The following is a 14987-nucleotide window of genomic DNA, read 5'->3' on the forward strand; positions in this document are numbered from 1 at the left end:
CAATATTTCTTTTGATTTTTAGGTAAGTTTTTACCAAAATGTTTTTGGATAAAAAAAGTTATTTTTACATTTACAAAAGATAATTTTTTATCCCTTCTAGCAAATGATTACACAAGAAAAAGTTGTTAAGTTTTTACGCTCAAAACAAGCACTTAACTTAACTCAAATTGAAAAAGAAGCTGGGATTCCTTCTAAAACCTTACATAAAGCACTTGCTGAACAGAAAGATATTCCGACAAAACATTTACCTGCCATCGACGAAGCCCTCAGACAATATGGTTATTCTGAAACAATGTTTGATAAAGCAACCGTTATCTCTATCGTAAATCATAAGGGTGGCGTTGGGAAAACTACTACAACTATCAATGTTGGTAAAGCATTAAGTTTACTTGGCAATAAAGTCTTGATGGTAGATATGGATTCACAAGGGAATTTATCCCAGTGTTTTGGTATTCATGAACCCCAAAGTCAGGTAATTGATGCTTTATTGAGCAATACAGAACTTCCTGTTATTCCCATTACCGATAGCTTATTTTTAGCTCCATCTGACATCAGAATGGCTTACAAAGAATCTGAATTAGCCAATGCTATTGGTGCTGACAGACGTCTTTCGTTGAAACTTGATGAAGTGAAAGAGTTTTTTGACTACATTTTAATTGATTGCCCGCCTAGTTTAGGCATTTGTACAACCTGTTCGTTAGTAGCTTCTAATTATTGCGTAGTACCCATTCAACCAGAAGCTAGTGCTTATCATGGTGTAGAAAGTTTATTTAACAGGATTGCTGAAGTGCGTGCTTATATTAATCCGACTCTAACGGTTAAAGGCATTGTATTTACGATGGTCCATAAAAATCAAAGTGTGCATAAAAGTATGATGACACACATTGAAGAAAAATTTAAAAGTTTTCACATTTACAACACTATTATTGAAGGCTCAACCGTGATTAAGCAGTCGCAAGTAGCCAAAGAAGATTTGTTTACTTATGCACCCAAATCTTCCTCTTGGCTTCAATATCACACTCTAGCAACAGAAATAATGGTCCTTTAATATGGCAAAAAAAGATTTTATGAATATTATGAAAGAGAAAACCAGCGACCTTCGCCCTTCTCTTTTATCATCAGAAGAAAATATAAAGAATCAAATTGTAGTCCTTGATCAATTGCGTGATTTAATTCCGCCACTTACAGTAGATGAATTAAATCAATTAGAACTTAACATTCTAAAACATGGCGTAAAAGATCCGTTATCAATTTGGGAAACTACAGCAGCTATTGCTCAGATTGATGAAAGCAATACGCCTGTATTTGTGTTGATTGATGGGCACAATAGGTATGACATTTGTAAGAAGAATCGTTTAGATTATCGTATCAATCTGTTGAAATTTGCTTCGTTAGATGAAGTGAAAGACTACATGATTGATTTCCAATTAGGACGCAGAAACTTAACACCTGAACAAGCTTCATATTTAAGAGGGCTTCGTTATCTTCAACAAAAATCAATGCGTGGTGGCGATAAGTTTTCTAATGAAGGACAACAGGATGTATCGATAGCATTGGCTACAGAATATGGTGTTAGTAGCAGGACGATTAAAAGAGATGGGGAGTTTGCATCTGGTTTAAATAAATTATCGACAGATTTAAAACAAGAAATTCTGACGGGAAAACAAAAACTACCAAAATCTACCATCAATGCTATTTCAAAACTAGAAACGACTAGTCCATTAGAAAGTATCGAAGAGATTAATAATCAATTATCAAAAATCAACCATCCTTCTCCAGAAAAGCAATTAAGCCCTCAAGTAGTTCAATTGCAAAGTGAAATTAGAGAAATTGCAAAAGGTAGCTTAAACAAAAGTGATTGCGAGTCTATTCTTAATAGAATTAATCAATTGTTAGATATTCTATAGCAAAGTGACACGTTGTCACTTTGGTTTCTTACCAATATGAGACCAATTAAAAAAACCAAAGTGACAGCGTGTCACTTTGGTTTTTTTATATCAATTGTACACCTAAACGATTGGCCGCTTTATCAAATTGAGCTTTTACAGCGACTATATCTGGAAATTCAGAAGACATAGCATTCATAACGCCCGCAAAGAATGAGGCATCATCAGAGAAATATTTTATAAAAGATTCATTAGATAATTTTTTCTCGCAATAATTCATGTAACTATTATAGTTCATTTGCCCAAGTAAACTACCTTGTAATTTATTCAAAATTAATAAGTATAACCCTGGATTCGTCTGTAAAATTCTTAAGGCTACTTCTCTTTTAGCATTTGAATAAGCAATTTTCAGTTCTTCTCTCTTAGCTTCAATTTTTTCAACATCATTTTGCTTTTTTTGTACTTCTTTTTTCTGTTGGGTTTTCTTAAGCTCTTCGGCTTTGTCTAATGTCTTCTTTTCAAACAAAGTAGGATTTCGAACCATTTGATTCAAATACCCCCCGACGTTGATAATTTGCTTGCCTGACTTTACTTCCTTTAAAACATACTCAACCCCCAATAATATTTGTTCTTCTGGCACTTCCTTAACCCAATGTTCAACTGTTTTTAGCGTAATTCCATAGTCCTTGACTTTCGCAAAAATTTGCTCAACAATTGAAGGCTGTTCGTTTTCAATACTATCTTCAGAATCATTGTTTTTTATGATAGAGATAGTTTGAATATCATCGTTGATAATGATATTCTTTTTAATGATAAACTCTATGCTTTCAATTTTCTTTCCATTTTTGATTTCTTGAAACTCAAAATATATTTCTGCATTTTGAGAAAGTTCTTTCCTTGCTTGTTCTATTACTTTTTTCTTGAAGTCAAAATAGTTTTTATACCTAGCCGATAGCCCTAAAGTTGCTTTCAGTTCTTCGACATCAAACCTGAATTTGCCAAATCGTTCATACTCTTTACAGAATTCATAAAACCTCATGGCATATACGCTATCGAGCCTTAAAATATTACGAATATCTAATACCGTGAAATTCTCTTTAATTTGTAAGAGAAAGGGGTGGAGTGCCTGCGGAATTTCTAACGTAAAATATCCTTCGTCTTTATAATATACAAAAGCACTGATAAGGTTGGCATCAAAAGTGATTTTGTTGTTTGAGAAAAAAATACGTTTTTCTCTCATCTTCATTGCTTCTTTTTCTACGTGTGCATAAATATTATTACTATTGATACCCGTAAGTCGCTGAAAATCTTTAACAGTTATTTTTATGATAGGAATTGAATCTTTGGCTTGATCAATACTGGCAATCATGTGCAAAAAGATTTTCATTTGAATGGCTGAAATATCAAATTTTGCATTGATAATTGGATTACCTTTGATTATTCTATAAGGATCGTTTGATATTGCATTGATTGCTTTGTCTCTTTTATCACTTTTCTCTTTGCTCATTCGCTTTCCAACAGTTTGAGATGAAAAATAGAATACACGACTTACAACTTTGTAGAGTCGTTTTACAAAAAAAACAGATAAATTTATAAAATCAAAATAAAACGACAACAAAAAAGAGATGGTCGTTGATACACCCCATAAAGGTCGTTATTGTAAACCCCATAAAAGTCGTGATGTACCCCATAAAGGTCGTTGATACACCCCATAAAGGTCGTGACACACCCCATAAAAGTCGTTGATATACCCCATAAAAGTCGTTAATACGCCCCATAAAGGTCGTTTTAATGACACTCAACAAGCTCACTTTCAGTCATTTATAAACACTGAAAGACAAAAGAAAAGAAAGATAAAAGAAAGACAACAAAGAGTATTTGTTGGTGAATAACTCTTAATTTTTAAAATTTAAAAATAGCGAAAAAAAAAACGAAACCCATAAAAGTCGTTTTTAAGCGTGAATGTTGTAGAATATATTTTCAAACGTCCTATTGAGTGATATTATATTTTTCTTATAAATTTAAAAATATGGCTGACCCCATAAAGGTCGTTATTGTAAAATTGTATGAGTCTAAAAGATAATTTATTTCAGCCCCATAAAAGTCGTTTTTTAAAAAGCCGATTTATTAAGGTTAAATTCTCGTCTAAATAGTACTATTGCTAAAAAGATTTATCATAAGCTAAGTTTTCATAAGGATAAAATGTAAATGATAGGAACAGGTTATACCCCATAAAAGTCGTTTTTGATGTTTAGCTAGTCTGATATTGAGTTGTATAAAAACTAATAGTAAAGCACCCCATAAAGGTCGTTTTAAGATTTTAATATGTGCTTATTCAAGGAATCGTAACAATTTAATGCATCTTTTCTTTTCAGCCCCATAAAAGTCGTTTTAAGCAATTAGGATTTTATTTTAATAGTAGGATAAATCGAATATTAAGTAAATCATCACCCCATAAAGGTCGTTTTTAATAGAAACTAAGACTGTCTTGCTGATAACATAGAAATACTTACCCCATAAAAGTCGTTTTAATATTTTAATAATGATATATGAATGATAGCCCCATAAAAGTCGTTTTTGTTACCTATAGTAAATGAAGCAGAGGGTGGTAATAAAATGCTAAAAATAACAGGAACCAAAACTTTTAACTGTTTAAGCACTACTTACAATAATGAATCAAATCTCGGAAGGGCTAAATATGGAACAGAAGCTGTGGGAGGTCTTCCAATTAGGGGATGAACAAGTTTATACCTAACTGTATCGATTGCACGTAAGCAATACAGTTACGATTAGTGCAGATGAATTAGTACAAGCGGGACTAAATTTTACCAATCTGTTTTTTGATAAAGCAAAATAAGTAATAGGAATACGTCTTTTATTATTCCGATGATTGATGGCATTTCATGCTGCAAATCATCGGAATTTTTATGTCCTTCCAAAAATTAATCAATATTTCGCTATTGTTTAACTATTTTAGCGCAATGCATACATTGTACAATTGAGCCTTTTCTTTTAAAGATAAAATTGTATAATACATTGAGAAAATGGTACAAATATGTATTTTTGGCTATTCTTAACTTTGTACGCTGACAGAACTATTCCAAGAAATTAACATAACTTTTGTTTTTGAGATAGCCTGTCAACAAAAAAATCAGACATAGAGAAATGAAGAGAAATACATTTTGTATGAAAACAATTACGTTGTTGTTTTGTTGTTTACTTTCGTTGAATGCTATTGCTCAAACGCTACAAATCAGTAATTTACGTTGCGAGTATCGTTTGAACCCTCTTGGTGTACAAACTACTTCTCCAAAACTTAGTTGGCAAATACAATCTTCACAACGCAATGTCTTACAAAGTGCATATCAAATATTAGTGGCGGATAGCCCCGAGTCATTGGCTAAAAATCAAGGCAATGTTTGGGATTCTGGCAAAATCGTTTCAGACAACTCTATTCAAGTAAATTATCAAGGAAAGCCTTTGCTAGCTACGAAGACCTATTTCTGGAAGGTGAAAATTTGGGATAACAAAGCCCATATTTCTGGATGGAGTAAAGCTAATTTCTGGCAAATGGGCTTATTAAATAAAGCCGATTGGAAAGGTGCTCATTGGATTACCAACCAAAAATTAGCTGATACTTTGGTAAATAGTTTGCCAACTGATGGAAAAAAAGACAAAATACAAGGAAGTAATATTTTACCAATTTTCAGAAAAAGCTTCGCGATAACCAAAACTGTAAAAAAAGCGACGATGTTTATAGCAGGCTTAGGACATTTTGAAATGAGTTTGAATGGTAAAAAAGTAGGAGACCATTTTTTAGATGCAGGTTGGACTAAATACGACAAGCAAGCACAATATGTAACATTTGATTTAACCCAAGAGCTACAAAAAGGTGAGAATGTAGTAGGTGTAATGTTGGGAAATGGATTTTATTATATTCCCCCCGTAAAAGAACGTTATAGAAAACTGAAAGTGTCTTTTGGTTACCCAAAAATGATTTGCCGTTTAGCCTTAGAATATTCGGATGGTTCTGTCGCTACAATCGTGAGTGATAATACATGGAAGATGACAGCAAGTCCTATTACTTTTTCAAGTATTTATGGAGGAGAAAACTATAATGCAAATTTAGCACAAAAAGGATGGGATACGCCAACGTTTAATGACCAAACGTGGAAATCTGCCATGGTTGTAGAGGGAGATATTGAACTCACTTCACAAATGCAAGAACCTGTAAAAGTGTTTGATAACTTTTTACCGAAAAGTATCAAGAAACTTCCTTCTGGTAATTGGATATACGATTTAGCCCAAAATGCTTCCGGAATTATTCAGTTAAAAGTAAAAGGAAAAATGGGCGATACTGTTCGTGTTATTCCTGCCGAGTTGGTCAAAGAAGATGGCTCTGCCAATCAAAAAGCCACAGGTAGTCCTTATTATTTTGAATATATCCTAAAAGGTGATGGTATTGAAACTTGGCAACCTCGATTTTCATATTATGGATTTAGGTACTTAGAAGTAAAAGGAGGCGTTCCAGAAGGACAAGAAAATACTGGTAATAAGCCAACAGTCATTGAATTGAAGGGATTACATATTAGAAATGCCGCCGAAACAGCTGGTGACTTTAGTAGCTCAAATGAATTGTTCAACAAGACCAATAAATTGATTGACTGGGGTATCAAGAGTAACATGGTTTCTGTATTTACTGATTGTCCGCATCGTGAAAAATTGGGCTGGTTAGAAGAACTCCATTTAATGGGGAGTTCAGTTCGATATAATTACAATATTCAAAATTTATTGAAAAAAGGCATTGAAGACATGAAAAACTCTCAGACTGCTGAGGGGCTAATTCCTGCCATTTCACCAGAGTATGTGAAATTTGAATGGGGTGGTAATGATATGTTCAGAGATTCGCCAGAATGGGGGAGTAGTGGTATTATTGTCCCGTGGTATTTGTATGAATGGTACGGAGAAAAAAACACATTGGAAGAAAATTACCCGATGATGCAACGCTATATAACCTACTTAGGCAAAAAAGCAAAAAATCATATCTTATCACAAGGACTAGGTGATTGGTATGACCTTGGTCCAAAGCCTCCGGGGGTATCACAACTTACTCCGATGGGCGTTACGGGAACGGCTACATATTATTATGATTTAACAATCCTAGAGAAAATAGCGACTATTTTACATAAAACAGATGATGCTCAAACATATAAAAATTTAGCGATTGAAATAAGAAAAGCCTTTAATGATACCTTCTTTAATAAGGCAACGAAGCAGTATGCTACTGGTAGTCAAACGGCTAATGCAATGGCTGTTTATATGCAATTAGTCGATCCTGCCGATAAAGAAGCGGTAGTGGAAAACATGATTCAAGAAATTAAAGGTAGAAACAATAGCCTAAGTGCGGGGGATATTGGTTACCGCTATGTATTAAGAGTTTTAGAAGATGCTGGGCGGTCAGATGTGATTTTTAACATGAACAATCGCTCTGATGTACCAGGCTATGGCTATCAATTAGCAAAGGGAGCTACTGCTCTGACAGAATCTTGGCAAGCATTGCCTTCGGTTTCTAATAATCACTTTATGTTGGGGCATTTAATGGAATGGTTCTATAGCGGACTATTAGGCATTAAGCAACCAGAAAATGGACATGCTTTTAAAAGTATTGAAATAAATCCACAAATCGTTGATGGACTTAGTTTTGCCAAAGGGCATTACGATTCCCCTTATGGTATCATTCGCACGGAATGGAATAAAACCAATAATTCTTTTGAATTAAAAGTCAGCATACCTGCCAATGCTTCTGCTATGATTTATTTACCATCAAAAAACACCTCAAACATTAAAGAAACCACTTCAATGAAAGGGATTGAGAAAATTGGATTTAGTAATGGGAAAACAATCTTGAAAGTAGGCTCAGGGAATTACCATTTTGTCGTCGAGAATTAATAAAGTTTTTAAAGCATAAAAAATGAAAATCACCAATACCCTACTAGGCTTGTTTGTCCTATGCGCTATTTCTATCTCTGCTCAAACAGTAAAAAATGATATTTCTGATGCTGAAATGCAAGCCATTTATCAAGCAGTCAAAACTCCTTATAAATACGGTTTAGTGATGACGCCAGAAGATAATACTCAGAAAATGGATTGTCCAACTGTTTTTAAAAAAGGAAAGAAATGGTATATGACCTACCTGATTTTTGGAGGGAAAGGGTATGAAACATGGTTAGCTAAAAGTAATGATTTATTGAATTGGGAAAATGTAGGAAAAATCATGTCGTTTACCGATTCTACACAGTGGGATAGTAGCCAAAAAGCAGGATATGTAGCTTTGGGAGATACCAAATGGGAGGGAAGCTATGCTTTGAAAAAATATGATGGAAAATATTGGATGTCATATTTTGGAGGAAATACGCATGGTTATGAAGCAGGGGATTTATCAGCGGGAATAGCCTTTACTACCGAAGACCCCACAACGGCACATGAATGGAAAAGAAAACCTACGCCAATTTTAACAGCAAAAGATGCTGACGTAAGATGGTGGGAAAATAGAAAATTATTTAAAAGCACCGTTATTGAGGATAAACAAAAACTTACTGGATATCCATTTGTGATGTTTTACAACGCCAATGGCGATTCTGCTAAAAACAATGTAAAAACTCGTTGGTTCGAACGTATCGGGATGGCAGTTTCGGATAATATGCTTGATTGGAAAAGAATGATTGAAGAGCCAATCATTCAACATCCTGTTGGCATCACTGGCGACCCAGTTATTCAAAAAATAGGCGATACTTGGGTAATGTTTTACTTCGGAGCTTTCTGGAAAGATAGAAAAGGAGCATTCAACCGTTTTGCCGCTTCAAAGGATTTGATTCATTGGACAGATTGGAACGGTGATAATCTGGTGCAGTCTTCCGAACCTTATGATGAATTGTATGCCCATAAATCTTATGTGGTTAAGCATAAAGGAGTCGTTTACCATTTTTACTGCGCTGTTAATAAAAAAGATCAAAGAGGTATCGCTGTGGCTACTTCTAAAGATTTAGGAAAAAGTAAAAAGACTTTTGTGAAGTAACTATTACTTTTTATTAGCATTTAAACCACATCAATTTCTATGAAGAAATTCTTTTATATATTATTACTAATTGCTGTCACTATTGAAGGGTTTTCTCAACAAAAAAGTAGAGAAACAATCGACTTTAATAAGTCTTGGAAATTTTCATTTGAAAATAACGAGAAGGCTATCACTAATCAGTTTAATGATGCTCATTGGAGAGTACTGAATCTTCCTCATGATTGGAGTATTGAAGGACAATTTAGTGCAGAACACTTGTCTACTACTCAGGGTGGTGCTTTGCCTACAGGTTTAGCATGGTATCGTAAAAGTTTTTTAATGCCATCAACAGCACAGCATAAAATAGTTTGGATAGAATTTGACGGCGTTTATCGTAATAGTGAAATTTGGATTAATGGACATTATTTAGGTAAGCGACCCAATGGCTATGCTAGTTTTCGATATGAGCTGACTAAGTATTTGAAATTTGGGAAAGAGAAAAATGTAATTGCCGTAAAAGTTGATAATTCAGAACAACCCAATTCTCGGTGGTATACAGGCTCTGGGATTTACAGAAATGTAAGGATGATTATGACTGCCCCGACTGCCATTGACCAATGGGGCGTTTTTGCGACTACTCCGAAAGTAAATGCAGAAGAAGCGGAAGTAAGCATAGAAGTAAACCTACTCAATAAAACTAACAAAACTCAATCGGTTTCTATCACTTCTAACCTTGTTGATGCGGATGGAAAAACGATAGCGAGCGAAACATCTAAAAACATTTCGATAAAAGATAGTACAGGTAAACATTTTCAACAATTGAAGATTATTAAACCTAAACTTTGGTCAATCTCTAATCCTTATTTATATAAGATAGTAACGAAGGTTTATCAGAATAATCAAGAAATAGATGTGCATGAAATACCTTTGGGAATGCGTTTTTTCAATTTTGACTCAGCAAAAGGATTTTCACTTAACGGAGAACCAACCAAGATTCAAGGCGTTTGTATGCACCATGATTTAGGGGCATTGGGGGCTGCCGTGAATGTAAGAGCGATAGAACGCCAACTTGAATTATTAAAAGCAATGGGTTGTAATGGCATTCGTACTGCTCATAATCCTCCTGCACCAGAATTTTTAGATTTATGCGATAAGATGGGCTTTATCGTCATGGATGAAGCTTTTGATATGTGGAAGAAAAGAAAATCAAAGAAGGATTATTCGGCTGACTGGAATGCTTGGCATCAAAAAGATTTAGAAGATTTTATCAAAAGAGACCGCAATCACCCTGCTATTTTTATGTGGAGTATTGGCAACGAAATCAGAGAACAGTTTGATAGTACGGGCGTTACCATTACGAGAGAATTAGCAGGAATTGTAAAAAAACTAGATAATACTCGTATAGTTACTTCTGCATTGACAGAAAATGAACCCGCTAAAAATTTTATCTTTCAATCTGGCGCTTTGGATTTATTAGGATTCAATTATAAACACGAGGGTTATACAGATTTTCTCAAGAATTTTCCAAATCAAAAATTTATTGCTTCTGAAACCGCTTCTGCCTTAGAATCGAGAGGGCGTTATGAAATGCCTCAGGAAAAAATTGAATTTTCATCAAGAGATGTAAAAACACAGCCTAGAAATGCTGATTGGACAGTTTCGGCCTATGACAATGTGGCGGCGTATTGGGGAACAACCCACGAAGAAGCTTGGAAGGCTGTGAAAAACGCCCCTTTTATTGCAGGCACTTATGTATGGACGGGCTTTGATTATTTAGGTGAGCCACATCCCTATCCTTGGCCAGCTCGAAGTGCCTACTTTGGTATCATTGATTTAGCAGGGTTCCCCAAAGATGTGTATTACATGTACCAAAGTGAATGGACAGATAAACCTGTTTTGCATTTATTACCACATTGGAATTGGGAAAAAGGCAGGACCATTGATGTATGGGCATATTATTCACAAGCAGAGGAAGTAGAGCTATATTTGAATGATAAATCTTTAGGGATTAAACGAAAAGGAGCAGATGAATTCCATGTAAAATGGTCAGTTAATTATGAAGCAGGGATATTAAAAGCAGTTTCAAGAAGAGCTGGGAAAATAATTCTGACACAAGAAATTAAAACAGCAGGAAAAGCTTTTAGAATAAAGGCAACAGCAGATCATCAATTGATAAAAGCAGATGGCAAAGATTTATCCTTTGTAAAAATAAACATCGTTGATGAAAACGGAAATCCTGTTCCAGAAGCCAATCATTTAGTGAATTTTAACATAGAAGGAGAAGGGTCAATTGTGGGAGTAGATAATGGCTATCAAGCTAGTTTAGAACCTTTTAAGGCGAATTATAGAAGAGCATTCAACGGACTTTGTTTAGCTATTGTACAGGCTTCTGAAACAGCAGGAAAGATAGTTTTAAAAGCTAGTGCAGAAGGTTTACAGTCGGATACGATTATTATAGAAACTAAGAAATGAGCGAGTCTAAATACACATTTTTGAGTAAAAGAAATATACTTATCAATAAAAGCAGTAGACTTTTATTGATAAGCATGCTTTTTTATTGCAGTGCAAATTATGGTTGGGGACAATCTAAAGGAGGATTGGCTACTATTATTCCTCAAAATCAACAAAGCATTAAAGCTGCTAAACCATGGGTATTTTGGTATTGGATGCAAGCGAGTGTTTCTAAAGAAGGCATTACCGCAGATTTGGAAGCGATGAAAGAAGCTGGAATAGGAGGAGCCTATTTAATGCCTATAAAAGGTGCGACTAATCCTCCAATTTTTACCCCAGTAGCCGAACAGTTAACGCCGCTTTGGTGGGATATGGTAAAACATTCTATGAATGAGGCCGCTCGATTGAACCTAGAAATGGGGATGCATGTTAGTGATGGGTTTGCTTTGGCAGGTGGACCGTGGATTACACCCGAACTTTCTATGCAAAAAGTAGTTTCTTCAAAACTGTATATAAAAGGTAGTCAACGTATAGATATACAGTTGCCACAGCCTACTAGCAACGAGCATTATTATAAAGACATAGCAATCTACGCTTTTCCTTCTTTAACAGGAGCAGAACAATCTACTAAAAATATTGTCCCTGTTGTTACTTCAAGTAAAGCTGACATCAATCCTCAATTTTTAGTAAAAGAAGGCAACAAAGAAAGTTTTAAGAGCGATGAGCCATGCTGGATTCAGTATGCTTTTGAAAATCCTTTTACTTGTAGGACAATCGTTGTAAAAACAGGAGGGAACAATTATCAAGCTCAACGTTTATTGATTGAAGTGAGTGATGATGGAAAGAGTTTTAGGTCAATTGGAAGACTAGAATCTCCCAGACATGGTTGGCAAGATACAGATGCTAATATTACTCATTCAATCGTGCCAACAACGGCTAAATACTTCCGTTTTGTATATGATAAAACAGGTAGTGAACCAGGCTCAGAAGATTTAGATGCAGCAAAGTGGAAACCAAGTTTTAAAACTGTCGGTATTGAACTATCATCTGAACCAAGTATTCATCAGTTTGAAGGTAAAACAGGAGAAGTGTGGAGAATAAGTAAGCAAAGTTCTTCAGAGCAACTACCTGATAACCTGTGTGTTCCATTCAATAAAATCATTAACATTACTGATAAACTTACCCCAGACGGAAGATTAGTTTGGGATGCTCCTGTTGGTCCTTGGACGATTCTGCGTATTGGTCATACTTCGACAGGACATACCAATGCTACAGGCGGAGCAGGCAAGGGGTTAGAGTGTGATAAATTTAACCCCATCGCTATCAAATTACAGTTTGATAATTGGTTTGGTGAAGCGCAACGCCAGCTTGGACCAGAACTGAGTAAAAAAGCTTTGAAAGTTTTTCATGTAGATAGTTGGGAATGTGGAAGTCAGAATTGGTCATCCGTTTTCAGAGAAGAATTTCAACAAAGAAGAGGGTATGATATATTGCCGTATTTGCCCATCGTTACAGGACTACCAGTAGAAAATAATCAATTTTCAGAACAGTTTTTGTACGATTATCGTCAGACAGTTGCGGAATTGGTGGTTGATAAATTTTATAAAACACTTGCCGAATTAACCAAAGCAAATGGGTTGAAATTCACTGCTGAAAGTGTAGCTCCAACCATGACTAGCGACGGATTAGCACACTATAAATTAGTAGATGTTCCAATGGGGGAATTTTGGTTGAATAGCCCTACTCATGATAAACCAAACGATATGCTTGATGCCATTTCGGCAGGACATATTTATGGTAAGCTAGTCATTCAAGCAGAAGCATTCACTACTTTAAGGATGACATGGAACGAACATCCTGCGATGTTAAAAACCCTGCAAGACCGTAACTATGCTTTGGGAATCAATAAATTAGTGTACCATGTTTTCATGCACAATCCTTGGATGGATAGAAAACCCGGTATGACTTTGGATGGTGTTGGTTTGTATTTTCAGAGAGCCCAAACTTGGTGGAAAACAGGTAAAGCGTGGGTTGAATATGCACAACGTTGTCAGGAATTATTACAAATAGGCTCTCCAGTTGCTGATTTAGCCGTTTTTGTAGGAGATGATATTCCAAGACGTTCGGTTTTGCCAGATAGATTAGTACCAACATTAAGCGGATTATTTGGCAAAGAAGTCGTTGATGCAGAAGCCAAAAGACTAGCCAATGAAGGACAACCTTTAAGACAAATTCCTACAAGTGTTACACATTCGGCTAATATGGCTGACCCCGAAAACTGGGTGAATGCGTTAAAGGGATATGCCTATGATTCCTTTAGTCAGGATGCACTTTTAAATACCGCTAAAGTGAACAATGGGAAAATAATCTTTGGCGATGGTACTAGCTATAGTGTATTAGTGTTGCCTAAAAAACACCAAATGACACCCAATGCCAATGGAATGTCTGCTCAAACGGCTCAAAAATTATTAGCATTAGTAAATGAAGGAGCAACATTGATTATTGGTGACAAACCAATAGTTGAACTCGGAACAAAAAGTAACGATGCTGTAGCAACATTTGCAAAACAATGTTGGGAAGGAAATTTTGAAGTAATGTTGGATGGTGAAAACAAAATTTTCTATAAAACAATTGGAAAAGGGAAAGTTGTAAAAAGTCCTTATGAGGCTAGTACCTTAGCAAAAATTGGAATAGAACAGGATGTAATCGTAAAAGATGAACGTGGCGATTATGCCAAAGGCATTGCTTATACGCATAGAAAAGCAATGGATTTGGAATTGTACTTTCTTGCTAATCAGGAAAATAGGGAAAGAGTATTAGATTTTTCTTTAAGAGCAAAAGGGAAAAATATTCAATTGTACGATGCTGTGAATGATAAAACTTTTTCGCCTAATGCTTGGGAAACTGTAAATGGTAGAACGAATTTGAAGTTAAAATTGGATGCAAATGCCTCAGTTTTTGTAATTTTTAAAGACAACTTTGTCAACATTTCAAAAGCTGACAAAGCTATAACAAAACCTAACAAAGTTAAAAATTGGCAAGAATTCAAGCCTATTCAGACTTTAGACAAGTCTTGGAATGTCAATTTTAGCAGTACAAAAACAAATCAAACAGTCTCTAAAACATTTGAATCATTAAGTGACTGGTCTTTGAATATTGATTCTTTGATTCGCTATTATGCCGGCACAGCAACTTATCATCAGCGTTTTCAAGTTAATAATCTACCCACTAAGAGTCAACAAATTTGGCTAGATTTAGGAAAGGTTGCTAACCTCGCCGAAATAAAAGTAAATGGTGTCTCTTGTGGGATTGTCTGGACAGCCCCTTATCGAGTAGATATTAGTAAAGCATTGAACGTCGGCAACAATGAATTAACAATAGAAGTAACTAATACGTGGGCTAATAGATTAATGGGAGATATGCTTTTGCCAGAAGATAAAAGAACAACTAAAACTACTGCGCCGATGAAATATTTAGAAGGAAAGCCCTTGTATGAATCAGGTTTATTTGGACCAGTGAAGCTCTTAGAGAGTCAACCATAAAAACGATTAATCCCATCTTACTATTAGGGTGCGACTTAAGTCGCACCCTAATAG

7 protein-coding genes are annotated in these 14987 nt (G+C 35.3%); 6 read left to right on the forward strand and 1 reads right to left on the reverse strand.

Features of this window, described 5'->3' with window-relative positions:
* Window positions 1-103 precede the first annotated feature (103 nt).
* Both AC07XN_RS18070 and AC07XN_RS18075 read left to right on the forward strand, forming a co-directional pair.
* Complete coding sequence (locus AC07XN_RS18070) at window positions 104-1048, forward strand: ParA family protein (protein WP_494744073.1); 945 nt, start codon at window positions 104-106, stop codon at window positions 1046-1048.
* Between the two features lies 1 nt (window position 1049).
* Complete coding sequence (locus AC07XN_RS18075) at window positions 1050-1907, forward strand: hypothetical protein (protein WP_494744074.1); 858 nt, start codon at window positions 1050-1052, stop codon at window positions 1905-1907.
* 85 nt (window positions 1908-1992) lie between these two features.
* Here AC07XN_RS18075 and AC07XN_RS18080 read toward each other — a convergent pair whose 3' ends face one another.
* On the reverse strand, window positions 1993-3393 hold the full coding sequence (locus AC07XN_RS18080) for a replication initiation protein (RefSeq protein ID WP_494744075.1): 1401 nt from the start codon (window positions 3391-3393) through the stop codon (window positions 1993-1995).
* Between the two features lie 1679 nt (window positions 3394-5072).
* On the opposite strand from AC07XN_RS18080, the gene AC07XN_RS18085 reads away from it, so the two are divergent.
* From AC07XN_RS18085 to AC07XN_RS18100, 4 genes are all read left to right on the forward strand, one after another.
* The gene (locus tag AC07XN_RS18085) at window positions 5073-7835 is read left to right on the forward strand and encodes a family 78 glycoside hydrolase catalytic domain (RefSeq protein ID WP_494744076.1); all 2763 of its coding nucleotides are present in this window, start codon (window positions 5073-5075) and stop codon (window positions 7833-7835) included.
* A gap of 22 nt (window positions 7836-7857) precedes the next feature.
* On the forward strand, window positions 7858-8961 hold the full coding sequence (locus tag AC07XN_RS18090; RefSeq protein WP_494744077.1) for a glycoside hydrolase family protein: 1104 nt from the start codon (window positions 7858-7860) through the stop codon (window positions 8959-8961).
* Window positions 8962-9000: 39 nt separating this feature from the next.
* Window positions 9001-11412 carry a beta-galactosidase GalB gene (galB, locus tag AC07XN_RS18095; protein ID WP_494744078.1) on the forward strand — a complete coding sequence of 804 codons (2412 nt, stop codon included), beginning with the start codon at window positions 9001-9003 and terminating at the stop codon, window positions 11410-11412.
* 74 nt (window positions 11413-11486) lie between these two features.
* Window positions 11487-14933, forward strand: coding sequence for a glycosyl hydrolase (locus tag AC07XN_RS18100; protein WP_494744079.1), 3447 nt, complete (start codon window positions 11487-11489; stop codon window positions 14931-14933).
* Window positions 14934-14987: the final 54 nt, after the last annotated feature.

This window comes from Arcicella sp. GW458-12-2-14-TSB2 (genome assembly GCF_059423785.1).